Here is a 24,993-nt window from a genome sequence, read left to right on the forward strand (position 1 = left end):
GTCGTCCCGTGCAAGGGAGAACCGTCCGTGTTTCCTATCCTGGCAGAACGTCTGGCCGAGCGTGTCGACGCGGTCATCGGTGTGGATACCCATACCGATACGCACACCGCCGTGGTGCTCACTGTGGTCGGGACCGTGCTGGCGGAGATCACCGTGCCGGCCACCAACGACGGCGCCGCTGTGCTGCTGGCCTGGGCCGGCCGGCAGACGACCGGGCTGGGAACGGGCCGGCGGGCCTGGGCCCTGGACGGCGCTCGTTGTCACGGTGTCGGTCTGCTGCGCGTCCTGCGTGCCGCGGGTGAGGACGTCCTGGAAGCACCTAAACCCGCTGCGGGGCGCTGCCGTCGAGGCGGCAAGTCCGATGCGCTGGACGCCGTGCACGCCGCTCGTGGCGTGCTGGCCGCCGACCACGTCGCCTCACCCCGCGCCGACGGCGACCGGGAAGCCCTGCGCCTGCTGCACGTCTGCCGCCGTCACTACAGCGACACCCGCACCGCCACCATCAACTTGTTCAAATCGGTGATCCTCACCGCCGACGACGACCTACGCGCACAGATGCGAGGACTGAGCACCCTGCGGCAGGTCCAGCACGCCACCACCCTCACCACCACGAGCAACGGCAGCGGTCTCGACCGGGTGCGCCGCACTCACCTGGCAGCCCTCGCCGAGCAGATCCAGACCCTCGACCAACTCTGTCAAGCCCCGGGTTTGATGGAGAGTTGGTTAGCTGGTTTTCAGGGGTGCGGTGACCGGGTGGGTCATCGCGTGTAGCGCCTCGTGCTCGGCGGGTGGGACGTGGCCGAGTTCGCCGTGCAGCCTGCGGTTGTTGTACCAGTCGATGTACTCGACGGTGGCCATCTCCAGGTCGTCGAGCCCGCGCCACGGGCCCTTGTTCCGGACGAGTTCGGCCTTGTACAGGGAGTTGAACGCCTCGGCCATCGCGTTGTCGAAGGAGTCGCCCTTGGAGCCGACGGAGGCGACGGCGCCGGCCTCGGCGAGCCGCTGGGTGTAGCGGATCGCTCGATATTGGGCGCCACGGTCGGAGTGGTGGACCAGTCCGCCCAGGTCAGCGCCTTGATTTTCGCGGCGCCAGATCGCCATCTTCAGCGCGTCGAGAGCCAGCTCGGTGTAGAGACTCGTGGACACCTGCCAGCCGACGATCATGCGGGAGTACACGTCGAGGACGAACGCGGCGTACACCCAGCCCACACTGGTGCGCACGTAGGTCAGGTCCGCGACCCACAGCTGGTTCGGATGTTTCGCGGTGAAGTCCCGTTTGACCAGGTCAGCGGGCCGGTTGGTCTCGGCCGCTGGCCGGGTCGTGCGTGGCGACTTGTCGCGCAGCAGCCCGCGCAGCCCGCAGGCGCGCATCAGCCGCTCGACGGTGCACCGGGCCACTGGCAAACCGCGTCGGTGCAGCTCGTGCCAGATCTTGCGTGCCCCGTAGACGCCGTAGTTCTCCGCGTGGATCCGCTCGATCACCGCGGTCAGCTCCTCATCGCGCCGCGACCGGGCCGAGGCCGGGCGGGTCTTGGCGGCGTAGTAGGTCGACGGTGCGATCTGTGCCGGCGTGTCTTCGAGCGCCTGCAGGACCGGCTGGACACCGTGTTCGACCCGCTGGGAGTCGACGAACTCGACCTTCATCGCGACGGACGGTCCAACTCCGCCGCGAAGAAAGACGCCGCGGACTTCAGGATCTGGTTCGCCCGCCGCAGCTCACGCACCTCCCGTTCCAACGCGGCGAGGCGTTCCGCGTCGCTGCTGGTGGTGCCCAGCCGGTCGCCGGCGTCGGTCTCGGCCTTCTTCACCCACGTGCGCAACGCCTCCGGGTGAACCCCGAGCTGACCGGCGATCCGACGGATCGCTCCGACCGCGGACGCCGGATCCCGACGGGCCTCGACCGCCAACCGGGTCGCACGCTCACGCAACTCATCGTTGTACTTCTTCGGTGCCGGCATCGCTGGTGTTCCTCCCAGGTTTCGATGTCTCCATCAAACCCGGTGCGGGACACTCCTGAAAGCCAACCTCACCGAGATCCGCACCCTGGTCGACAAACTCTGCCCCACCCTGCTCGACCAACCCGGCATCGGCCCCGTCACCGCCGCGATCGCGCTGACCGCCTGGTCACACCCCGGCCGGTTCCGCAACGAAGCCGCCTTCGCCTCACTCGCCGGCGTCAGCCCCGTCCCCGCCAGCTCCGGCCGCATCACCCGCCACCGCCTCAACCGAGGCGGCGACCGCACCCTCAACGCCGCCCTGCACACCATCGCCAAAACCCGCCAACGATGCCACCAGCCCACCAAGGACTACATCAACCGCCGCACCACCGAAGGCCGCACCCCAGCCGAGATCACCCGCAGCCTCAAACGCTACATAGCCCGCCAAATCTGGCGCACCCTCGAAGCCACCACTTGACACCAACCTTCACAGATCTTGCACTTCCGGCCCCCATATTGCCGGTTTCGCCCCGATCAACGGGGCTCCAACTGCAAGATCGCCGAGCCGAGCCGCCCTCGCCCCTGCCCCCGCCCTGGCTCCGTGCTGTTGACCAAGGAGTTTGGGTGCGTGGAGGGCCTCCCGGATGACACAAACTCCTTGATCACCGAGCAGGGCCGGTGATCATGAGGTTGGCCGTGCGGGGTGTCCGGTTTGTCGCCGTCAAGTTCATGATCGACGGGAGCGGGCCAACGCGCGGGGCGGGGCCGGGCCAACGCGCGGGGGCGGGGTGGGACGCGGGTCAGGGGGTGGGGAGGGAGCGGTACCAGGTCTTCTCGGTGCCGGCCAGGCTGAACGTCTGCCTCTGGTCGGTGTGCTCCACCACCACCAGGCCGGGACGGTCCACCAGACGCGTCGTGCCGGGCGGGGCGGAGAACGAGGCGTCCCGGGTACGCCAGGACAGCACCGCCAGCGGTCGGCCCGGCATCGGCAGGTGGTACGCCTGAAGCGTGGTGGACCGGTCGGCGGGAGAGACCACCGGGGTGCCGCCGCCGGCCGGCCGGTAGACCACCGCCGTCATGGTCGCCCCCGGCGTCTCCCAGCTGAGCTGCTCCAACTCGCCCGGTTCGCCCTCGCCGAGAGCCACCGAACCGAGCGAACGCGTGGCGATCTTCGCCATCGGCCAGGACTCCGGCGCGGAGCGGGGCGCCTCCCGGTCACCGATGCGGCGCGGCACACTGCCGAACGGGCCCCGCTCACCGGCGAGCACACAGGTGTCCAGCCCGGTCAGCGCGCGCTTGCCGGCACCCGTCTCGTCGCGTACCAGAGGGTAGCGGGGCGCTTCGGTGGCCGTACCCAGGTCGAGGACGCGGTCCGCGGCCCGGCCGCGCGGCAGCGACGGTGTGGCCCGCAGCGTCGCGGTCAGTTCGACGGCCCGGCAGGCCGGTACGGCGACCGGGTCGGTGACGCCGTCGGTGCCGCCCAGCACCTTGCCGTCGGGTCCGGTCAGGCGTTCGACGCGGGCCGAGGTGAGGTAGCGGCGGCCGGACGGCTCCCGCACCGGCAGCACGTCGGAGTAGACCAGGTAGCCGGGGTCGGTGTACTCGGTGGCGTGGACGACCCGCCAGCGCTGCCCGTCCCGGTCGAGTTGCAGCAGCCAGGAGGCGGACTCGCCGGGCACGTCGGCGGCGACGAGCGCGAGCGCCGAACCGGCGACCTGGCCGGAGAAGAGGATGCCGGACGTGGGCACGTGCACCCGGTCGTCCACCGGGGAGCGCCAGTCGCGTACCGCTGTGGTGATCGCGGCGGTGGCCGCGGCGTCGCGGGCCAGGCTGCCGCGCGGCGGCCACACCGCGAGGGTGCCGTCCAGACTGTCGTAGCCGACCCGCAGGTCCGCCGGCCGCCGTTCGGCGACCGGTCCGCAACCGGCCGTGACCAGCAGCAGAGCTGCCAGCGCGATGCCCGTCGTAGCGCCTCGGCGGGCTGAAAGCACCCTGATCCCCTCGCCGGTCGTCGGTCGGAAGCCCACATGGTACGAGACGACCGGTCACCCGGCCGCGCCCGGCTCACCCTTTCGGCCGATCGGCCACTGCGGAACGTGACGGGCGATTCGGGTACCAATATCCGGCTCCGGTAGACTCCGCCGACTGTGACGCCTGCCGAGACCCGCGGCGCCTCGACGCCGGACGCCGCCGCCCCGACGGGCCACCGCGCCGTCACCCTGGACCCACCATCGGCCACCATCACCGCCGAGCCGGAGCCGGCGACCACCACGCCGCCCGAAGCGCCGACCGAGCCGGAGGCGCCGGCCACGCCGGGCGCGCGGCGCGCGCGCCGGTGGCGGTGGACGCGCCGCCGGATCGACCTCACCGTGTACGGCGGATTCCTGCTCGCCGCGATCTGGGTCACCAGCGGCATCTGGGTCGACCCGGCCGGACGGGTCGCCGCGCTCTACAGCAGCGACCCGGCGCAGGTGCAGTTCTTCCTGGCCCACTCGGTACGGGTGGTGCTGCACGGCGAGTTCCCGTTCTTCACCGAGCAGTTCAACTACCCCGACGGCGTGAACCTGATGGCGAACACCGCCATCCTGGCGCTGGGCATCCCGATGGTGCCGGTGACCCTCCTGTTCGGACCGGCGGTCTCCTTCGTCACGCTGGTCACGCTCGGCCTCGCCGGCACCGCCGCCGCCTGGTACCGGGTGCTGTCCCGGCACCTGATCCGGCACCGCCCGGCCGCCGCCGTGGCGGCCTGGTTCTGCGGGTTCTCCCCGGCCATGCTGTCGCACGCCAACTGGCACCCGAACATCATCAGCCAGTTCCTGCTGCCGTTCATCGTGTGGCGGGTGCTGGTGCTGACCCGGTCGGCCCGGCCGGTCCGCGACGGCGTGCTGCTGGCGCTGCTGGTCACCGCGCAGGCGTTCATCAACGAGGAGATCCTCCTCTTCACCGCGCTGGCCCTGGGCGTGTTCCTGATCGCCGTGGTGGTGCAGCAGCGGGAGCGGTGGAGCACCGCGTGGCGGCCGCTCGGCGCCGGGCTGGCGGTCTGCGCGGCGCTGGCCGGGGCGCTGCTGGCGTACCCGCTGTGGGTGCAGTTCGCCGGGCCGATGGCGTACCACGGGCTCAGCGACGCGGTGCGCGACTACGGCAACGACATCGCCGCGTTCTTCGCCCCCGGCTCGCCCACGTTCGGCGGCAACGAACGCGCCAACGTCAACCTCGCGCCGAACTACTCGGAGGAGAACGCGTTCTTCGGCTGGAGCCTGTCGCTGCTCGTCGTGGGCATCGTGGTGTGGCTGCGGCGGGACGTGATCGTCCGCGCGCTCGCCGCCACCGGGCTGTTCTTCGCGGTGCTCTCCCTCGGCGAGCGGATCTCCTGGTGGGACCGGGAGATCGCCACCGGCCCGTGGGAGCTGCTGGTGCGGCTGCCGCTGCTCGACGCCGTGGTGCCGACCCGCTTCGGCCTGATCACCGGCGTGACGGTGGCGATCCTGCTCGCGTACGCGGTCCGGCGCGCCTGGGCGCTGCGCGGCGTGGACCGGCGGACCGCCCGCAAGCTCACCGCCGCGGGCCTGGTCCTCGCGCTGCTGCCGATCGCGCCGATGCCGCTGCGGGTCACCACGCGGGAGCCGGTGCCGGAGTTCATCACCGCCGACAGGTGGCGCAGGTACGTCGGGCCGGATCAGACGCTCGTGTCCGTGCCGGTGCCCGCGATGGGCAACACCGACCCGATGCGCTGGGCGGCCAGCACCAACCTCGACTTCAAGATCCCCGGCGGCTACTTCCTCGCGCCGCGCAACGGCGTCACCGGTGACCCGGGGCGCTTCGGCGGCCGCCCCAGCGGTATCGGCGAGATGCTGCGGGAGGTATCGTCCACCGGCCGTACGCCGAAGCTGGACGACCGCCAGCGGCGCCGCTACCTGGACGAGCTGCGGCACTGGAACGCGGCGCTGGTGGTGCTGCCGCGCGACGAGCAGAACGCCGAGCCGCTGCGCCGCACCGTGGAGCAGCTGGTCGGCCCCGGACGGCAGGAGCTGGACGTGTGGCTGTGGGACGTGCGGAAACTGACCAGCCGGTCCGCCTGACCGAGCCGGCGGTCCCCGCCCCCGCGCCCCGCCGCCGCCGGCCCCGCCCGGCCGACGTGCTGGTGGTGACCGGCTACCTCGGTCTGGCCGTGCTGCTCACCACCGGCCAGTGGCGCCGGCCGGAACGGCTGTTCCACCAGGCCGGCGACCAGATGCTGTTCGAGTGGATGCTGGCCCGGGCCGCCCGCGCGGTCACCGGCGGCGAGAACCCCCTGTGGAGTGGCGCGCTGAACGCCCCGGACGGGGTGAACCTGATGGCGAACACGTCGGTGCTCGGGCTGGGCGTGCCGCTCACCCCGGTCACCGTCGTCTTCGGCTCCCAGGCGGCCTTCCTCGTCGCCGTGACGCTCAGCCTCGCCGGCACCGCCACCGCCTGGTACGCGCTGCTCGCCCGCCGGCTGGTCCGCTCCCGGGCCGCCGCCGCGGTGGGCGGCCTGTTCTGCGGCTTCGCCCCGGGCATGGTGGCGCAGGCCGGGGCGCACCTGCACATGGCCGCCCAGTTCCTGGTGCCGGTGATCCTCGCGCTGGTGTTCCGTCCGGCCACCGACCGGGTCCGGCGCGACGGCGTGCTGCTCGGGCTCGCAGTCGCGTACCAGGTGTTCCTCGGCGAGGAGGTGCTGGTCTTCCTGGCGCTGGCCGCCGGGGTGTTCGCCGGGGCGTACGCGCTCGCCGACCGGGCCGCCGCCCGCCGGCTGGCGCCCGTGGTGGCCCGCCGGCTGGGCGTCGGCGCGCTGGTGGCGGGCGTGCTGCTGGCGTACCCGCTGTGGTTCCAGTTCGCCGGGCCGGGCCACTACCGGGGGATGCCGTTCCACACCGAGGGCTACCGGCTGGACGTGGTCTCGTTCGCCGCCACCGCCCGGCAGACGGTCGCCGGGGACGCCCGCCGGGCCGGGCTGCTGTCGCCGAACCCGACCGAGCAGAACTCGTTCTTCGGTCCGTTCCTGCCGCTGCTGGCCGTCCTCGTGGTGGTGCGGCTGTGGCGACGGCCGCTGGTGCGCGCGCTCGCCGCGTGCGGCCTGCTGTTCGCGTTGCTGTCGCTCGGTTCCCCGGTGGTGGTGAACCGGCACGATACCGGGCTGCCCGGCCCGTACCGCCTGCTCGCCGGCGTGCCGCTGCTGGACCTGGTGGTGCCGGCGCGGTTCGCGCTGGTCTGCGTACCGGTGCTCGGGGTGCTGCTGGCGCTGGCAGTGGACCGGGTCCGGCACGGCGGCGCGCGCACCTGGGCGCCGTGGGCCGGCGCGGTCGCCGCGGCGCTGCTGCCGCTGGCGCCGACGCCGATCCGCGCGGTGCCGGTCCCGCCGGTCCCGGCCGTCGTGTCCGGCGGCGGCTGGCGGGAGTACGTGCCACCGGGCCGGACGCTGGTGCCGGTGCCGCCGGTGACCGGGGCGGCGGTCAGCCCCGCCATGTTCTGGTCGGCGCGCGCCGGGCTGGCGTTCGACGCGCCCGGCGGCTACTTCATCGGCCCGCAGTCGGCCGGCGATCCGGCGGCCCGCTGGGGCGCGCCGGACCGGCCTACGTCGCTGCTGCTGCGCCGGGCCGCCGAGACCGGCCGGGTGCCGCCGGTCGGTGAGACCGAGCGCCGGCAGGCGGTCGACGACCTGCGGCACTGGCGGGCGGCGGCACTCGTGCAGGCCGACTCGTCACCCGGTGACCCGGTGCGCGCCACAGTGGACGCGCTGGTCGGCCCCGGCCGGGACGTGCCCGGCGGGTACCTGTGGGACGTCCGCCCGCTCGTCGGCTGACCGGCCGGGGTCACACCCGGTCGCGGACGTCCCAGATCCACACGTCGTCGACCCGCTGCGGCGGGCCGAGCAGCTCGGCCATCAGGTCGCGCAGCACCGCCTCGCGCGGGCCGGCCCCGAGCACCACCACGGAGGCCCGCCAGAAGCGCAGGTCGTCCACGGCCTGGCGACGGTTCTCCTCGGTGATCTCCGGCACCTCGTTGGCGTCCATGGTGGAGTAGATGAGCGTGCTGGTGGGGCGGTTCGGAGCGCCGAACACGCCCTCGCCGCGCTCGTTCGGGCCGATGAAGTAGCCGCCCGGGATCGGGAACTCCTGCCCGGTCAGCGCGCTCCAGCGCAGCGTGTGCAGCCCGTGCACGTTGCTGGGGATCGGCACCGGCACCAGCGTACGGCCCTCCGGCACGTACGGCCGCCAGCCGCCCGCGGTGATGAAGTGCGGCGGCGGGTCGATCCGCTCGGCCGGCAGCGGACGCGGGATCAGCGGCACCACGGCGGCGGCGATGGCGACGAGCCCGGCCAGGCGCAGCACCCGGCGGCGCGTGTCGCGCGCGGCCGTCCCGCCGTCACCGTCGTCCCCGCCGTCGTCGTCGCCCGAGCGGGGGGCGGGCACCGGCGGGCGGCCGGCACCGGCCAGCGTGTCCCACGCCAGGGCGAGCAGCACGCCCACGGCGGCCACCACGACCAGGCTCAACCGGGTCGGCATCATCATCTCGACGAGCGGCAGGTCGTCCGGCACGTACGCCCACGGACCGTCGATGTCGGTCTCCGCGCCGTTGAACCGCACGACCGGACCGATCGAGGCGATCGTGAAGACCACCACCAGCACGGCCAGGATCCGGGCCGGCACCGACCGGCGGACCAGCAGCACCAGCGCGGCCAGCGCCACCAGCACCAGCGGCCAGCCGAACCAGGTGTTCTGCTCGGTCAGGCCGATGGTCTTCTCCACCGCCTCGTCACCGGCGATCGTGTCCCGGGCGAACGTCACGAAGGCGACCAGATCCTCGCCCCAGTTGTGGAAGACACCGCCCTGCAACCCGCGGTAGGACTGCGGGCCGTTGAACTGGAACCAGATCGGGTACGCCGTCAGCAGCAGCGCCAGGCCGCCGCCCAGACCGAGCGCGGCCAGGAACGACCCGGCCCGCTCGCGGACCGCGCGGGGCCGCTGCACCGCGTACGCCACCACGACGACCAGGCAGGCCAGCGCGGTCAGCAGCAGCATCTCCTCGTTGATGAAGATCTGGTACGCGACCAGCAACCCGAGCGCCAGCCCGTTGCGCCGCCAGCGGCCCGGCTCGCCCAGACGCAGCACCCGGGCCACGATCAGCGGCAGCAGGAAGTTCGACACGAAGTTGGGCTGCCCGTTGGCGTGGTGCACGATGCCCGGCGCGAAACCGAGGAACGCGCCACCGACGAACGCCGCGCCCCGCGAGCGGACCAGGTGCCGGGACAGCACCCAGTACGACGTGGCGGCGGTCGCGGACAGCGCGGCGCCCAGGTAGAGCGCGTACATCACCTGCGGGCCGAGCAGCAGCGTCAGCGGCGCCAGCGGCAACGTCACCCCGAGCAGCGAGGTGTTCGCCATCATGTTCACCCCGTCCGGCGCGTTCTGCCGGGTGGTGAACAGCGGGTTCTCCAGGTGCTGCACCGAGTACGCGCCGTGCGCGAACAGCCACTCGAACCAGCTGTGGTCGGTGGGCAGGTGCGAGGAGACGCGGTGCTCGACGTCGCCCCAGTAGTTGAGGCAGACGAGAACGCCGAGGAGCACATAGGCTCCGATGGCCAGCACGTCGGCGCGGGCCGGCCGGCGACGGGCGCGGCGTGGCGGGTCGGCCACGACGGCGTCCGCCTCGACGGACGAGGGGTTCAACGAGGGGTCCACCACGGGCACGGCCACGACGCGCCATCGTACAGGCGGTTCGTCACACGGCCGGTCACGGTCGGGCGGCGGCTCGGCGCGCGGGAGAGGATGGTCGTGACCGTCATCGATCTGGGGGAGCTGCGCGACGACGCCCCGCCCGGCCAGGCGTCCCGCCCCCTGCGTGCCGTCGGACGGCCGTTCCGCCTTCTCGTGGTGCTGCTGGTGGCGCTGCTCACGCTCACCGCCGCGACGCCGCCGCGAGGCCCGGTCGAGTGGACGCTGCCCGGCGGCCTGGGATCGGCCGTGTTCGTCTCCGGCGACGTGGTGTACGTGGTGCGGCCGGACCGCGTAGGCGCCGGCGGCGGGCGGGAACTCCTCGCGTACCGGGGCGACCGGGAGCGGTGGCGCAGCCCGCTGCCCGGCGTGGGCACCGCCGTGTCGGTGTGGGAGCAGGCCGGCCGGGTGATCGTGGCCGGCCGGGGCGTCGACGACACGGACTGGCAGACGGTGACGTACGACGCGGCCACCGGCGCGGACGCCTGGCGCCGGCCCGGAATCGCGTTCGCGGTGGGCCGGGTGCTGCTCATGCAGTCGGCCGCCTCCGACACCACGACGTCGATCGGAGGGCTGGACCCGGCCGACGGCCGTACGGTGTGGACGGCGCCGATGACGGGCGCGCTGGGGTTCGACGTCGAGCCGGCCGGGCCGGCGCGCATGGTGTTGTCCCCGGCGACCGGGGAGACGGTGGTCGTGGACGCGCGTACCGGCGCGCGGCTCGTGGCCCGCGACCTGTATCCGGTACGACCGCCCGCGCAGCGCCGGTTGCAGATCGCCCGCGGGCTGCTGCTGGAGTTCCGCGACGGCGACGGGGTCATCGAGGCGTACGACCTGGACACGCTCCGGTCGCGCTGGACCGTCGCGCGGAAGCTCGTCGGCCACGTCGAGAGCTGCGGCGCCCTGCTCTGCGCCGTCGGGCCGGCCGGCGGGATGACCGCGCTCGACCCGGCGACCGGCGCCGTGCGCTGGAGCGTGGACCGGTGGGCGGGTGTGGCGGCGGAGCGTGGCGGCCGGCTGCTCGTCGGCGTCCCCGACACCGGCATCGACGACGGCCTGGCGGTGCTCGACCAGGACGACGGGCGGCCGATCGCCGACCTGGGCGGCTGGACACCGGTCCCGCAGCACGAGTTGGGCGGCCCGCTGCTGGCGACACGGCCGCTGGGCGGCGGCCGTCGGCTCCTGGCCGAGGTGGCTCTGTCCGGCGATCCACCCTCGATCCGGGGCACGATCACCGGCACCGACTGCACCACCGGCGTGACGCTTCTGGTCTGCCGCGGGCCCGGCGGCGACTACATGGTGCGGCGGCTGACGTGAGCCCGGTGATCGAGCTGGGGGAGATGCGGCACGGCGAGTCCGCCGACGAGCCGGGCGACGCACCGCCCCGCCGGCCGCCGGGTCCCACGGCGCGGGTGGCACTGCTCGGCTGCCTGGTGCTGCTCGTGGTCACCGCCGCCGCCGGGCCGCCGCGACGGCCCGAGCCGATCCGGGTGCCCGCCCCGCAGGGCGCGGCGTTCGTGGTCCTGCCGGACCGCGTGGTGGTGGCCGACGGCCCGGGCGCGATCGGCGGGGGTGGGCGGGTGGTCGCCGCGTACCGGCTGCCCGGTGGGGACCCGGCGTGGCGGTTCGCGCTGACCGACGGCGACCACGTGCTCGGCCTCACCGCAGTGGCCGGGGGACTGCTGGTGACGAGCAGCCCCGCCGGGGACGGCGACTCCGTCTCGGCCATGCTCGACCCGGCCACCGGCACGCTGCGCTGGCGGCATCCCGGCTACCCGGTCCGGACCGCATCAGGCGGGCTGCTGCTGGAGAACCCCCGCCCGCCCGGTGCGGGCACCGTCCGGGCCGTGGACCCGGCGTCCGGCGCGGTGCGGTGGACGCTGCCCGTACCCGGCCAGGAGGTGGGGTACCGCCGCGACGACCACGGGGTGACGCAGCTCGTACTGGTCACCCCGCAGGGCCGGGTGACCGTGTACGACGCGGACTCCGGCGCGGTCGCGCACACCGGCCGGGTGGCGCCCGCGGCCGATCGCGCCGCCTACCGGTACGCGCAGGTGGTGGCCGACCTCCTGCTGGTCGAGGACGCCCGCGGCACGGTCACCGGGTACGGCCTGGACGGGCTCGACGAGCGGTGGAGCCTGCCGGTCGGCTCCCGCGCCGGGCTCTGGTTCGCCGACTGCGCCGGGATGGTGTGCCTGCGCGACCAGGTGGGCGGCGCGCAGGCCCTCGACCCGGCCACCGGCCGTCCGGCCTGGACGGACGAGCGCTGGCTGGGGATGGGGCCGGTCGGCGACCGGCTCATCGCCGCCGAGCGCGGCGTCGGGGAGGAGCTGGAACTGTCGGCGCTGGACCCGCCGACCGGCCGCGTGCTGGCCCGGCTGGGCCGCTGGCGGGTCTCCGGCAACGACCTTCCGTCCGGGCCGCTGCTCGGGCTGCGCACGCTCACCGAGGACCGCACGCTCGTCGGCGCGCTGGACGTGGCGGCCGGGCAGGTGCGGATCCGGGGGATCCTGCCCGGCGCCTGGTCCGAGTGCGCGGACACGGGTACGGAACTGGTGTGCCTGCGTCCGACCGGCGGCATGGCGATCTGGCCGGCCGGCCGCTGATCACCAGTTGGCCTGCGCCGGGGCCGGTGGCAGCGGCGTCGACTCGGGCCGCAGCACGTACGCGATCCCGCCGCTGCCCACCTGCCAGGCGCTCTCGAACGGCGCGCGCGGCACGGTGCGGCGGACCCGCTCGTCGTCCGGCGCGTACGGGTCGTTGAGCACCGGGTCGCCGTCGGCGGTGAAGCCGGCCAGCACCATGAGATGTCCCCGGGTGTCGTAGTCCAGTCCGGGTACCTGACCGGCGGTGAACGCGGCCGAGACGATCAGCGGGATGCCGGCGGCCACGAACCGTTCCGCCTCGGCCAGCGAGCGCAGCCGGGTGACGAAGGCGTCCACCCCGTGCGTCGCCGCGTACGCGGTGTTGAACGGCCAGTTGCCCGGCCCGCCGTAGGCGTGGTCGTAGCAGTGCCGGGCGGCGTGCACCACCTGCGGGCGAGGGCCGGGCGGCGCCACCCAGGCGTACCGGTCCGGGGTGGGGCCGACGCCCCAGAAGTCGAGCACCATCGACACGCAGGTGGGGCTGCACCAGGAGTCGCCGCCGCCACCCCAGCGGGTCTCCCCGGAGGCGTGCAGCCGCTGCGCGTAACGCGGCACGTCCAGCACGCGTCCCCACGCGCGCGCATCCCCGACGCCGGCGGCCTTCGCGGTGGCGGACGCGCCGGTGGCGTCGACGTCCGTGGCCTCCGCGCCGCTGGGCGGGTCGGTCGAGGCGACCACGCCCACCGTGCGCAGCACCGGGCCGGCGGGCGCGTCGAGGCGGCGCAGCAGGGTCACCCGGACCTGCCAGCCGGTCACCGTCGCGCCGGTCACCCGCAGCGTGTCGGCGGCGACCCGCGCCCGGTCGTCCTCCTGCCCGGGTACCGAAGCGCGGTGCACGGCGCTGTCGTCGGCGGCCCAGTGGCCCAGGTCGTACCAGCCGGTGGCGGCCGTGCCGTCGGCCCAGCCGCGCAGCTCGACCCGCAGCCAGCAGCCGGGCGGGGTGTCGGCGGTCCACGAGGGCACCAGCTCGGTGACGGCGAAGCCGGCGGACGTGACGGGGGAGGTCCAGGTGCCGGCCGCATATTCGGCGGTGGTCCCGGAGTGCGGGTCGGTGTGCGCGAGCGGGCCGGCCGCGCCGTCGGGCGTGAGCCCGTCCGGCCCGTCGCGCAGCCCGTCCACACGACCCAGGTCGCGGTCCGCCGGGAAGCGGAACCGGCGGTACGCGATGTCGCGGCCGGTCATCGGGAACCCGCCCGGGCCGGACGTGACAGCTGGCTGGAGCGCTTGTCGATCATCGCCGCCGAGCATCGCGTACCCGAAGGTTTTCTGCAACGGCCGCCCGCGCCGCGGGCCGTAACCCGCCGGCCCGCCCTGCGGTCACCGACCGTGGTCGCAGCCCGCCCTCTGGCATGGTCACCCCCGCGCCCTTTGCTCTGCAGCCATCGGCGCGGCGGTGACCGACGGCTACCACTGCGCATGTGGCTGCAGAGCAAAGGGCGTGGAGGGGTACCCCTGACGCCCAATGGTGGTCAACTGTTTCTCCTGGTCAAGGCGATTCGGCTCGCTGCGGCGGTCGATGGGCCCTGCGAGCGACCATCACGGTGCGTGACATCAGGCTGAATCAGCGTTGGCGTTACGGCGAGTGACAATCGTGGCCCGCGCGGCGGTGGCCGGGAGTCGGTGCCGGGCCGGTAGAGGTGGGCCCGCGCGGCGGCCGCGCGCTTGCCGGTGAACCGCCTGCCGGTGGCCGTCGGCTCCTGCGGCTACCGGTTTTGCCTGCCGCACTAGGTTGTCAGGGGTCACGAGGTGGGAGGCCGGGATGCGGGTACTGGTGGTCGAGGACGAGCGCAACCTCGCCGACGCGATCGCGCGCGGGCTGCGCAAGCGCGGCATGGCTGTCGACGTCGCCTACGACGGCGACGCCGGGCACGAGGCGGCGTTCGTCACCCGCTACGACGTGGTGATCCTGGACCGCGACCTGCCCGGCGTGCACGGCGACCGGATCTGCGCCGACCTGGCCGCGTCCGGCGCGCTGACCCGGGTGCTGATGCTGACCGCCAGCGGCACCGTCGCCGACCGGGTGGAGGGGCTGCAGCTCGGCGCCGACGACTACCTGGCCAAGCCGTTCGCGTTCGACGAGCTGGTGGCCCGGGTGCAGGCGCTCGGCCGGCGCGCCACCCCGGCCGCGCCGCCGGTGCTGGAGGTGGCCGATCTGGTGCTCGACCCGGCCCGCCGGGTGGTGAGCCGGGGCGGCGTGCCGCTCGACCTCACCAACAAGGAGTTCGGCGTGCTCGCCGAACTGCTCAAGGCGCGCGGCGCTGTGGTGTCCAGCGAGGAACTGCTGGAACGGGTCTGGGACGCCAACACCGACCCGTTCACCACTATCGTCCGGGTCACCGTGATGACGCTGCGCAAGAAGCTCGGCGACCCGCCGCTCATCGACACGGTCGTGGGCGCGGGGTACCGCATCGGTGGGGTACGGCAGTGAGCGCGCCGGCCACGCGCCGGGTACGGCCGACGCTGCGGCTGCGGCTGACCCTGCTCAACGGCGTGCTGCTGGTCGGCGCCGGGGCGATCCTGGTGCTGCTGGCCTGGCTGCTGGTCCGCGACGCGCTGCGCCCCACCGACGAGCTGCTGCCCGGCACCACTGTGGTGCTCAGCGACGGGCGCACCCTCGACGCCGGGCAGTGGCAGCGGCAGCTCGTCGACGCCGCCTCGCAGGAACTGCTGGTCAAGGGGCTGCTCGCGCTGGCGGCGATCAGCGTGGTCGGGGTGGCCGGGGCGTACCTGGTGGCCGGGCGGGCGCTGCGCCCGCTGCACCAGGTCACCGCCACCGCCCGCCGGCTCGGGGAGGCCACGCTCGACGAGCGGATCGGCTGGTCCGGCGCCGACGACGAGGTGGCCGAGCTGGCCGAGACGTTCGACGCGATGCTCGACCGGATCAGCGGCGCCTTCGAGGCGCAGAAACGGTTCGTCGCGAACGCCTCGCACGAACTGCGGACGCCGCTGGCGGTGATGCGTACCGAAATCGACGTGACGCTCAGCGACGACGACGCCGACCTCGCCGAGTACCGCCGCATGGCCGGCGTGGTGCGCGACGCCTCCGAGCGCGCCAACGGCCTGGTCGACGCGCTGCTGGTCCTGGCGCGCAGCGAGGCGCAGACCGGCCGGCGGCTGGGCCGGCGCGCCGAGTCGGACCTCGCCATCGGCACCGCCAACGCCCTCTCCGCGGTCTCCCGGGAGGTGGAGCGCATCGGCCTGAAGGTGCACACGTCGCTGCGCCCGGCGCCGGTGGTCGGCGACCCCGGCCTGCTCGACCGGCTCGCCGGCAACCTGGTGGAGAACGCGGTCCGCTACAACCACCTGCACGGCCGGATCTGGGTCCGCACCGGTACCGACGGGGAGCGGTCCTGGCTGGTGGTGGGGAACACCGGCTTCGAGGTCGCCCCGGCCGACGTACCCGGGCTGTTCGAACCGTTCCGGCGCGGCGGCCAGGAACGCACCGGCGCGCGCGGCTCCGGTCTCGGCCTGTCGATCGTGCGGGCCGTCAGCGACGCGCACGGCGGCACGGTGAAGGCGGTCGCCCAGCCCGGCGGCGGCCTGGAAGTGACGGTCACGCTTCCGTCGGCCGACCCGGCTGCGGCCACCTGACCGCCGAGCCGGCCCGCCCGGCCGGTGAGACGGCCTCACCTTTTCGTGCGGGCGGCCTCGGCTGTCCTGGCCGGACCCGACGGTGGTCGGCCCCTGGCGCACGGTGGTCGGGCAGAATGCGCCGTCCGCGCTGGACGCGGAGCCGGGGATCAACGGAGAGTAAGCGCAGCGACGCCTCACCCTGCTCACCCACCGGAGCTGCCCGTGACCCACCACTCGGCCCCGCGCCGCCGCCGCATCCTCGCGGTCCTCACCGCCGGCGCCCTCACCGTCGCCGGCCTCTCCCCGGCCGCGCCGGCGGCCGGCGCCGCGCCCGGCCACGACAAAGTGGTCCACACCGTCCCCTCCGCCGCCTCGCCCGACGTCCAGGACGGCTCGGTCGACGCGATCCACGACGCCGGTACGAAGATCATCGCGGGCGGCTCCTTCACCCGGGTGCAGAACCGCAACTCCGACGTCGACATCCCCCGGGACTACCTGCTCGCCTTCGACAAGGCCACCGGGCAGGTGGACACCGCGTTCGCGCCCACGCTCGACAACGAGGTGACGGCGGTCGTCGCCGGTCCCACGGCGGGCACGGTCTTCGTGGCCGGCAAGTTCAACACCGTCAACGGCGTGACCCGGCGCAAGGTGGCCCTGCTCGACGTCGCCACCGGGGCGGTCGTCACCAGCTTCGCGCCGCCGGCGTTCAACGGGCTGATCAAGGACATCGCGTTGGTCGGTGACCGGCTGCTGGTCGGCGGCATCTTCACCACGGCCGGCAACCCCAACCCGCGCGGCGGGCTCGCGTCGCTCAACGCCACCACCGGCGCGGTCGACAGCTACCTCACCACCACGCTGACCGAGAACCACAACTGGGACGGCGTCAGCGGCGCCAAGGCCGGCGTGGGCGCGGAGAAGCTCGCCGTCTCCCCGGACGGCACGCAGCTCGTCGTCATCGGCAACTTCAAGAAGGCCGACGGGGTTCTGCACGACCAGATCGTCAAGATCGACCTGGGTGCCACCGCCGCCACCGTCGCGGACTGGAACACGGCCCGCTACACGCCGCGCTGCAAGTGGCAGTCGTTCGACTCGTACGTCCGCGACGTCGCGTTCTCCCCGGACAACAGCTACTTCGTGGTGGTCACCACCGGCGCCCCGTACGGCGGGACGCTCTGCGACACCGCGGCCCGCTGGGAGGCCGGCGCGACCGGCACCAGCCTCCAGCCGACCTGGGTCGACTACAGCGGCGGCGACACGTTCCTGTCCGTCGGCATCAGCGAGCAGGCGGTCTACGTCGGCGGCCACCTCCGCTGGCTCAACAACAGCACCGGCGCCGACAACGCCCGGGCCGGCGCGGTCGGCCGGGCCAGCATCGCCGCGCTCGACCCGGTCAACGGCCTGCCGCTGTCCTGGAACCCGGGCCGGCACCCGCGCGGCATCGGCGCCTCGGAGATGCTCGTCACCGAGTCCGGCCTCTGGGTCGGCGGCGACACGCTCTGGATCGGCAACTTCCAGTACCGCCGGGAGCGGATCGCGTTCTTCCCGCTCGCCGGCGGCAAGGCCCCGCACCCGACCACCACCGCCACGCTGCCCGGCAACGTCTACCAGGCCGGCCTGCCGAAGCCGACGAACGTGCTGTACCGGGTGAACGCCGGCGGCCCGCTGGTCGCCGCCACCGACGGCGGACCGGACTGGGCGGCCGACACCAGCTCCAGCCCCAGCCCGTACCACAACACCGGCAGCTCGACCTCCAGCTTCAACACGGTCGGCAGCCTGGACGCGACGGTGCCGGCAGGCACCCCGGCCGCGCTCTACAGCGACGAGCGGTACGACCCGGCCGGCGGCGCGGAGATGCTCTGGCAGTTCCCCGTGCCCACCGGCACCGAGGTGCACGTGCGGCTCTACCTGGCCAACCGGTACGACGGCACCTCCGCCCCGAACACCCGCGTCTTCGACGTGGCGCTGGACGGCACCGTCGTGCTCGACGACCTGGACCTGTCCGCCAGCGTCGGGCACAACGTGGGCACCATGCGGGAGTTCACGGTGACCAGCAACGGCACCGTCGACATCGAGTTCCGCCACGTCAAGGAGAACCCGCTCGTCGACGCCGTCGAGATCGTCAAGACCGGGCCTCCGCCGGCCGGTACCGGCGAGGAGGTGCAGGTCCGCTCGTACGACGGGCTGACCGGCGTCGGCACGCCCAGCCCGGTGGCGAACCCGGACGAGACCGTGTGGTCCGCCACGCGTAACGCGTTCTGGGTCGGCGGGACGCTGTTCTACGGCGCCGAGGGCGCGCTGTGGCGGCGTACGTTCGACGGCACCACGTTCGGCACGCCCGAGCTGGTGGACCCGTACCACGACCCGTACTGGGACACCGTGGTGACCAACTCCGGCCCGGCGGGGCAGACGTACGTCGGCGCGACCACCGGCTTCTACGCCGAGATCCCCAACGTGACCGGCATGTTCTACCGGGACGGCCGGCTCTACTACTCGCTGAGCGGGCAGAACGGCCTGTTCTGGCGCTGGTTCACGCCGGACAGCGGTGTGGTCGGCGCCGACCGGTTCACGGTGGCCGGGGCGAGCGGCTTCGCCGACGCGGGCGCGCTGTTCGCGGCCGGCACCACGCTCTACAAGGTGAACCGGAGCACCGGTGACCTGTCCGCCGCCGACTGGACGGACGCCACTCCGTCGACGACGTTCACGGTGCGCAGCGGCCCGGCGGTCGACGGCGTCGACTGGCGCGCCAAGGCGGTGTTCGTCGGCCCGTAAGCAAGGGCCCCTTCTCAACGCCTGCGGTAGCGGAAGGGCCCCTTGTCGACAGCTCGCTGTCGACAAGGGGCCCTTCCTTGCACGAGCGGGGTTGTGTGCGCGGCGCGGGCGATGGAATGATCAACCGGTCAGCCCGAGAGGTGGAAGGGGGTGTGGTCGATGTCCGTCGTGAACCGTCCCGCGCCCCGCGTTCCCCGCTGACGTTCCCACTCCGCCGGGGCGCGCTACCCACAGGAGGAAACACCGTGAGTGCACAGATCCACTGCGTGACAGTCGAGACCGACGACCCGTACGCCCTGGCCGGCTGGTGGGCCCGCGTACTGGACCGCCGGCTCGCCGACGACGACCACCCCGGCGACCCGGAGGCGGTCCTCGCCGCACCCGGCGGGCACGGCCCCGACCTGCTGTTCGTCCAGGTGGGCGAGCGGCACGGCAAGGGCGCGTTCCACCTCGACCTGCACCCGGCCGAGGGCACCCGGGACGAGGAGGTGGCGCGGCTGCGCGACCTCGGCGCCACGCTGGTGGCCGACCGGCGCCGGCCGGACGGCACCGGCTGGGTGGTGCTGGCCGACCCGGAGGGCAACGAGTTCTGCGTGTGCCGTAGCCCCGCGGAACGGGCCGCGTCCGCCTGATCCGGAAACGACACCGGGCCCCCGCCGTGACGGCGGGGGCCCGGTGCGTGGACGGGTGTCAGTCCTGCTTCTCGATCTCGCCGCGCATCGCCACGAACTCCGACTGGAGCTCGGCCGCGGACTTGAAGTAGACCACCACCATGCCGAGGCTGCCCCGGTCGGCCCAGATGCAGACGGCCACCGGCACGTCCGACGCCTTGCCGTCGGAGCACTTGGCGTCGCCGCCCAGCGGGCCCGCGTCGACAGTCTTGAAGTCCTTGGTGGCCAGGTCCGGGGTGACCGCCGCGGTGGCGTCGGCCAGCTCCTTCTTCGGGTCCGCCATGACGCCGGACACGGCCACGATCATGACCAGGTCCTTCTTGGCCGGGTCGCCGTAGAACGCACCGACGGTGCTGGTCGCGTCCGGCACGTCCTTGCTGAGCTCGGACTTCATCTGCGCCGCGGCGGACTGCAGCTGCGGGTCGGTGACCTTCGCCCGGCCGCCGAGCGTCTGCGGCTCGACCACCCGGGTCTTGGTGGCGGTGACCACCTCGTCGACGGTGTCCTTCGTGGCGAAGTAGGCGGCGACACCGCCGCCGACGCAGAGCACCAGGACCACCGCGAGGACGATCAGCAGGACCTTGCCGACGCCGGACTTCTTCTTCGGCGGGACCGGCGCACCGAGCTGGCCACCGTACTGCGGCTGCTGCGGAGTCTGCGGGTAGTCACCGCCGTACTGCGGCTGCTGCGGCGGCTGGAAGCCGCCGGGCTGTTGCTGGGGGGAGGGGTAGTTGCCGGAGTAGGGACTGGACGGCGGCTGGGACATGTAGGCAGCTCCTGTGAGAAAACTGGACGCATGATCGTAGCCAGCACCACCGACAGCCCGCTGTCCGCCCAAGGGCGGGGACACCAAACCGCTACCTACCCGTGACCTGGGCCGCAGACGCCGATCGCGGTGGCCGGACCGTCCGGAACGGACAGCCCGACCACCGCGATCGATGCGTTGCGGTCGCCTCAGCGCAGGCTTGCCGCGCCGCGCGGCAGGAACCGCTTGCCGGTCACCCGCTCGGAGGTGCCGGTCCGGTCCAGGTACGGCGTGACGCCGCCCAGGTGGAACGGCCAGCCGGCGCCGAGGATCATGCACAGGTCGATGTCCTGCGCCTCGGCGACGACGCCCTCGTCGAGCATGAGGCGGATCTCCTGCGCCAGCGCGTCCAGCGCGTTCTGCCGGACCTGCTCGGCGGTGAGCGGCTCGTCGCCGACCACCAGCAGCTTCGCCACCTCGTCGTTGATCTGGTCGTCGACCACGATCGGCTGGCCCGAGTCGGCGATCCGCTTGAGGTTCTCGCTGACGCCGAACCGGTCCGGGAACGCCTCGTGCAGGGTGCCGCCGACGTGGTACGCCACGGCCGGCCCGACGAGCTGCAGCAGCGCCAGCGGACGCATCGGCAGGCCCAGCGGGTCCAGCGCGCTGTTCGCCACGTCCAGCGGGGTGCCCTGGTCGACGGCGGCGAACACGGTGCCGAGGAAGCGGGTCAGCAGCCGGTTCACCACGAACGCCGGGGCGTCCTTGACCAGCACCGACGACTTCCTGAGCTGCTTGCCGACAGCGAACGCGGTGGCTAGCGTGGCGTCGTCGGTCCGCTCACCGCGGACGATCTCCAGCAGCGGCAGCACCGCGACCGGGTTGAAGAAGTGGAAGCCGACCACCCGCTCCGGGTGCTCCAGCTCGGCGGCCATCTCGGTGATGGACAGCGAGCTGGTGTTGGTGGCGAGCACCGCCTCCGGCTTGACGATCTTCTCCAGCTCGGCCCAAACCTGCTTCTTGACGCCCAGGTCCTCGAACACGGCCTCGATGACGAAGTCGGCGTCGGCGAAGACGGACTTGTCGACCGAGCCGCTGACCAGGCCGTACAGCTTGGCCGCGGTGCCCTTGTCCATCCGGCCCTTGCTCACGGCCTTCTCGATCTGGGTGTGCACGTAGCCGACGCCCTTGTCCACCCGGGACTGATCCAGGTCGGTCATCACGACCGGCACCTGCAGACGCCGGGCGAACAGCAGCGCGAGCTGGCTGGCCATCAGGCCGGCACCGACGATGCCGACCTTGGTGACCGGGCGGGCCAGGCCCTTGTCCGGCGCGCCGGCCGGGCGCTTGGCCCGCCGCTGCACCAGGTCGAAGGCGTACAGGCCGCTGCGCAGCTCCTCGGAGAAGACCAGGTCCGCGAGGGCCTCGTCCTCCGCCGCGGTGCCGGTGGCGAAGTCGGCGTCCTTCGCCGTCTCCAGCAGATCCAGCGCCTTGTACGCGGACGGGACCGCGCCGTGCAGCCGCTGGTCGAGGGTCTGCCGGGCGAAGTAGAGCACGCCCGCCCACATGTCCTTGTCGACCTCGGGACGGGTCACGGACACCTCGCCCCGGACGACGCCGGCGGCCCACTCCAGCGACCGCTCCAGGAAGTCGGCCGGCTCCAGCAGCACATCCGCGATGCCCATCTCGGCCGCCTGCTTCGGCTTGAGCATCTTGTTCTGCATCAGCGGGTTCTGGATGATGACCTGCGTCGCGGCCGGGATGCCGATCAGGTTCGGCAGCAGCTGCGTACCGCCCCAGCCGGGGATCAGGCCGAGCGAGACCTCGGGCAGCGCCAGGGCCGCCGCGCCTGCCGACAGGGTCCGGTAGTGGCAGTGCAACGCCAGCTCCAGGCCGCCGCCCATCGCCGCGCCGTTGACGAACGCGAAGGTGGGAACGGCACTGTCCTTGAGCCGGGCGAAGACCCGGTGGCCCAGCCGGCCGATCTCCAGCGCCTGGTCGCGGTTCTCCAGCGCGGGCAGGCTGGTGATGTCCGCGCCCACGCAGAAGATGTACGGCTTGCCGGTGACCGCGATGAACGCCGGCTCCGCCGCAAGCGCGGCGGTGATCGCCTCGTCCAGGCTGGTCAGACCGGCCGGGCCGAAGGTGTTCGGCTTGGTGTGGTCGAAGCCGTTGTCCAGGGTGATGAGGGCGGCGGGCCGGTCCAGCCCGGGTACGGCCACCTGGCGCAGCAGCGCCTTGGTGACGACCTCGTTCGGTGCGGCGAGGCTCACTTGTCTCCACCCTCCCAGTGCGGGTTCTCCCAGATCACGGTGCCGCCCATGCCGATGCCGATGCACATGGCGGTGAGGCCGTAGCGGACCTCGGGGTGCTCGGCGAACTGGCGGGCGAGCTGGGTCATCAGCCGGACGCCGGAGGACGCGAGCGGGTGACCGATGGCGATCGCACCGCCCCACGGGTTGACCCGCGGGTCGTCGTCGGCGATGCCGAAGTGGTCCAGGAAGGCGAGCACCTGCACCGCGAACGCCTCGTTCAGCTCGAACAGGCCGATGTCGTCGATGCTCAGGCCGGCGATGCGCAGCGCCTTCTCGGTCGACGGGATCGGGCCGACGCCCATCACCTCGGGCTCGACGCCGACGAAACCGAACGACACCAGGCGCATGCCGACCGGCAGGCCCAGCTCGCGGGCGGTGTCCTCGGCCACCAGCAGCGCGGCGGTGGCGCCGTCGTTCAGGCCGGCCGCGTTACCCGCGGTGACCTTGCCGTGCGGCCGGAACGGGGTCTTCAGGCCGGCCAGCTTCTCCATCGAGGTGTCCCGGGGCGCCTCGTCCACGGTGGCCAGGCCCCAGCCCGCCTCCGGGTCGCGGACCGCCACCGGCACCAGGTCGCCCTGGAGCTTGCCGTTGGCGTACGCCTTCGCGGTCTTCTGCTGCGACGCCAGCGCGAACGCGTCGGTGCGCTCCTTGGTGATGTGCGGGACCCGGTCGTGCAGGTTCTCCGCGGTGGAGCCCATCACCAGGGCGGACGGGTCGACCAGCTTCTCCGCGACGATGCGCGGGTTGGGGTCGACGCCCTCGCCCATCGGGTGGCGGCCCATGTGCTCGACGCCGCCGGCGATCGCGACGTCGTACGCGCCCACGGCGATGCCGCTGGCCACTGTGGTGACAGCGGTCATCGCGCCGGCGCACATCCGGTCGATGGCGAAGCCGGGCACGGTCTTGGGCAGGCCGGCCAGCAGGGCGGCGGTGCGGCCGATGGTCAGGCCCTGGTCACCGATCTGGGTGGTGGCGGCGATGGCCACCTCCTCCACCTTCTCCGGCGGCAGTTGCGGATTGCGGCGCATCAGCTCGCGGATGCAGCGGATCACCAGATCGTCGGCGCGGGTGTTGGCGTACATCCCACCCGCCTTGCCGAACGGGGTACGGACGCCGTCGACGAAGACGACATCCCGGACTTCACGGGGCACTTGGAGCCTCCCTCGGCACGGGCATTTCCCCGGATGCTACTCGCCAGTAACCAAACGTGGCACCACCCCTCGCGTGGCCCACCTCACACCTGTCGTCGACGTTACGGCTGGGGGGTGCGCAGCGCCTCGGTAAGAGCAGGCAGCAGCAGTCCGATCTGCCACTCGCGCGCCCCGAACCCGCGTAGCGTCTCCGCCACCGTCTCGTCGGTGATCTCCGCGGGTGGCTGCCACGCCAGCCGGCGGATCGAGTCCGGCGCGATCAGGTTCTCCGCCGGCAGCCGGTGCGCCCCGGCCGTGCCGACCACGACCTCCCGGGCCCGGGCCAGCCGCCCGGCCGCCACCGGGTCGCGCTCGGCCCACCGGTGCGGCGGAGGCGGCCCCTCCACGGTCGGACTGACCGGCAGCGCGTCGTCCGGCAACTGGCGCGCGTCGTCGAGCGCCGCCAGCCAGGTACGCGCCAGCCGGCGCACCGACCGCCCCCCGAACCCGGGGAGCGTGAGCAGCGTCTTCTCGTCCTTCGGGTCCAGCTCGGCGGCGGCCACGATGGCCGAGTCGGGCAGCACCCGGCCCGGCGCGGCGTCCCGGCGGGAGGCGATCTGGTCCCGCGCGTACCAGAGGGAACGCACCCGGGCCTGGGCGCGCGCGCCGCGTACCCGGTGGATGCCGGACGTGCGCCGCCACGGCTCGGCGCGCACGCGCGGCGGGCGGGCGCCGTTACGCACCAGCGCGTCGAACTCCTCCGCCGCCCAGCCGGACTTGCCCTGCCGCTGCAACTCCTCGTCCAGCGCGTCGCGCAGGTCCACCAGCAGTTCCACGTCCAGCGCCGCGTACGTCAGCCACGACTCCGGCAGCGGCCGGCTCGACCAGTCGGCGGCGGAGTGGTGCTTCTCCAGGCTGAACCCGAGCAGCTGTTCGGTCAGCGCGGCCAGGCCGACCCGCTCGAAACCGGCCAGCCGGGCGGCCAGTTCGGTGTCGAACAACCGGCGCGGGCGCAGCCCCACCTCGGCCAGGCAGGCGAGATCCTGGCTGGCCGCGTGCAGCACCCACTCGGTCTCGGCGATCGCCGCGTCCAGGGCGGACAGGTCGGGCAGCGGCAGCGGGTCGATGAGCGCGGTGCCGGCGCCGCCGCGGCGCAGCTGCACCAGGTAGGCGCGCTGGCTGTAGCGGTAGCCGGAGGCACGTTCGGCATCGAGGGCCACCGGGCCGGTGCCGGACGCGAAGCGGGCCACCACCTCGTCCAACTCGGCGGGTGTGGCCACCGGGGCGGGCGTGCCGTCGCGCGGCGCGGTGAGGGGGACGGCCGCGCCCGTGTCGGTCTCGGTCCCCGCGTCCGCCGGCTCCGGCAGGGCCGACGTCGGAGGGGCGGACGCCTCTCCGGTACGGCTTTCGGCGGCCCGACGGCGCAGGGGTGGTTCGTCGGTCACCTGACAACCCTAGTAGGCCGGACGATCCGG

At 73.5% G+C, this 24,993-nt stretch carries 17 protein-coding genes and 1 pseudogene; 10 read left to right on the top strand and 8 right to left on the bottom strand.

Translation table 11 applies throughout. From position 1 onward, the window contains the following. The first annotated feature begins 27 nt into the window (after positions 1-27). Complete coding sequence (locus CLT75_RS00390; RefSeq protein ID WP_167796858.1) at positions 28-771, top strand: IS110 family transposase; 744 nt, start codon at positions 28-30, stop codon at positions 769-771. Here CLT75_RS00390 and CLT75_RS00395 read toward each other — a convergent pair. After that, positions 724-1,958: pseudogene (locus tag CLT75_RS00395) on the bottom strand (IS3 family transposase). The gene CLT75_RS00390 and the pseudogene CLT75_RS00395 overlap by 48 nt on opposite strands. Here CLT75_RS00395 and CLT75_RS00400 point away from each other — a divergent pair. Further along, positions 1,936-2,415 carry a transposase gene (locus tag CLT75_RS00400; protein ID WP_486485010.1) on the top strand — a complete coding sequence of 160 codons (480 nt, stop codon included), beginning with the start codon at positions 1,936-1,938 and terminating at the stop codon, positions 2,413-2,415. The pseudogene CLT75_RS00395 and the gene CLT75_RS00400 overlap by 23 nt on opposite strands. Positions 2,416-2,737: 322 nt before the next feature. On the opposite strand, the gene CLT75_RS00405 is transcribed toward CLT75_RS00400, so the two are convergent. Beyond that, positions 2,738-3,928: a hypothetical protein gene (locus tag CLT75_RS00405; protein ID WP_135238952.1), complete on the bottom strand. Its 1,191-nt coding sequence runs from the start codon at positions 3,926-3,928 to the stop codon at positions 2,738-2,740. 156 nt (positions 3,929-4,084) lie between these two features. Here CLT75_RS00405 and CLT75_RS00410 point away from each other — a divergent pair, with 156 nt between their 5' ends. Both CLT75_RS00410 and CLT75_RS00415 read left to right on the top strand, forming a co-directional pair. Further along, positions 4,085-6,016, top strand: a complete 1,932-nt coding sequence (locus CLT75_RS00410) for a DUF6311 domain-containing protein (protein WP_135238953.1) — start codon at positions 4,085-4,087, stop codon at positions 6,014-6,016. Then, entirely contained in the window at positions 5,974-7,758 is a 1,785-nt protein-coding gene (locus CLT75_RS00415; RefSeq protein ID WP_135238954.1) for a hypothetical protein, read from the top strand. The genes CLT75_RS00410 and CLT75_RS00415 overlap by 43 nt, the downstream gene beginning before the upstream one ends. A 10-nt stretch (positions 7,759-7,768) precedes the next feature. On the opposite strand, the gene CLT75_RS00420 is transcribed toward CLT75_RS00415, so the two are convergent. After that, entirely contained in the window at positions 7,769-9,640 is a 1,872-nt protein-coding gene (locus tag CLT75_RS00420) for a DUF6311 domain-containing protein (protein ID WP_486485321.1), read from the bottom strand. An 84-nt stretch (positions 9,641-9,724) separates the two neighbouring features. Here CLT75_RS00420 and CLT75_RS00425 point away from each other — a divergent pair, with 84 nt between their 5' ends. Continuing rightward, complete coding sequence (locus CLT75_RS00425) at positions 9,725-10,987, top strand: outer membrane protein assembly factor BamB family protein (RefSeq protein WP_486485011.1); 1,263 nt, start codon at positions 9,725-9,727, stop codon at positions 10,985-10,987. Continuing rightward, positions 10,984-12,276, top strand: coding sequence for an outer membrane protein assembly factor BamB family protein (locus CLT75_RS00430; protein WP_135238957.1), 1,293 nt, complete (start codon positions 10,984-10,986; stop codon positions 12,274-12,276). Before CLT75_RS00425 ends, CLT75_RS00430 begins: the two co-directional genes overlap by 4 nt. Here CLT75_RS00430 and CLT75_RS00435 read toward each other — a convergent pair whose 3' ends face one another. Continuing rightward, positions 12,277-13,497, bottom strand: a complete 1,221-nt coding sequence (locus CLT75_RS00435; protein ID WP_486485012.1) for a C39 family peptidase — start codon at positions 13,495-13,497, stop codon at positions 12,277-12,279. A 577-nt stretch (positions 13,498-14,074) separates the two neighbouring features. On the opposite strand from CLT75_RS00435, the gene CLT75_RS00440 reads away from it, so the two are divergent. The 4 genes from CLT75_RS00440 to CLT75_RS00455 all read left to right on the top strand — a co-directional run bounded on the left by CLT75_RS00440 (position 14,075) and on the right by CLT75_RS00455 (position 19,289). Next, the gene (locus CLT75_RS00440) at positions 14,075-14,743 is read left to right on the top strand and encodes a response regulator transcription factor (protein WP_018788976.1); all 669 of its coding nucleotides are present in this window, start codon (positions 14,075-14,077) and stop codon (positions 14,741-14,743) included. Then, entirely contained in the window at positions 14,740-15,906 is a 1,167-nt protein-coding gene (locus CLT75_RS00445; protein WP_135238958.1) for a sensor histidine kinase, read from the top strand. The genes CLT75_RS00440 and CLT75_RS00445 overlap by 4 nt, the downstream gene beginning before the upstream one ends. A 204-nt stretch (positions 15,907-16,110) precedes the next feature. After that, a complete protein-coding gene (locus CLT75_RS00450) occupies positions 16,111-18,657 on the top strand; it encodes a malectin domain-containing carbohydrate-binding protein (RefSeq protein ID WP_135238959.1) in 2,547 nt (848 codons plus the stop codon). 245 nt (positions 18,658-18,902) lie between these two features. Continuing rightward, positions 18,903-19,289 carry a VOC family protein gene (locus CLT75_RS00455; RefSeq protein ID WP_135238960.1) on the top strand — a complete coding sequence of 129 codons (387 nt, stop codon included), beginning with the start codon at positions 18,903-18,905 and terminating at the stop codon, positions 19,287-19,289. 58 nt (positions 19,290-19,347) lie between these two features. On the opposite strand, the gene CLT75_RS00460 is transcribed toward CLT75_RS00455, so the two are convergent. The 4 genes from CLT75_RS00460 to CLT75_RS00475 form a co-directional block, all read right to left on the bottom strand. Further along, positions 19,348-20,094, bottom strand: coding sequence for a hypothetical protein (locus CLT75_RS00460; RefSeq protein WP_135238961.1), 747 nt, complete (start codon positions 20,092-20,094; stop codon positions 19,348-19,350). Positions 20,095-20,282: 188 nt separating this feature from the next. Continuing rightward, complete coding sequence (locus CLT75_RS00465) at positions 20,283-22,346, bottom strand: 3-hydroxyacyl-CoA dehydrogenase NAD-binding domain-containing protein (RefSeq protein WP_135238962.1); 2,064 nt, start codon at positions 22,344-22,346, stop codon at positions 20,283-20,285. Next, positions 22,343-23,539 (bottom strand): thiolase family protein, encoded by a 1,197-nt coding sequence (locus CLT75_RS00470; protein ID WP_013284815.1) that lies wholly within the window; start codon positions 23,537-23,539, stop codon positions 22,343-22,345. The genes CLT75_RS00465 and CLT75_RS00470 overlap by 4 nt, the downstream gene beginning before the upstream one ends. Positions 23,540-23,640: 101 nt before the next feature. Next, a complete protein-coding gene (locus CLT75_RS00475; RefSeq protein WP_135238963.1) occupies positions 23,641-24,963 on the bottom strand; it encodes a ribonuclease D in 1,323 nt (440 codons plus the stop codon). Positions 24,964-24,993: the final 30 nt, after the last annotated feature.

It is taken from the genome of Micromonospora sp. CNZ285 (assembly GCF_004637285.1).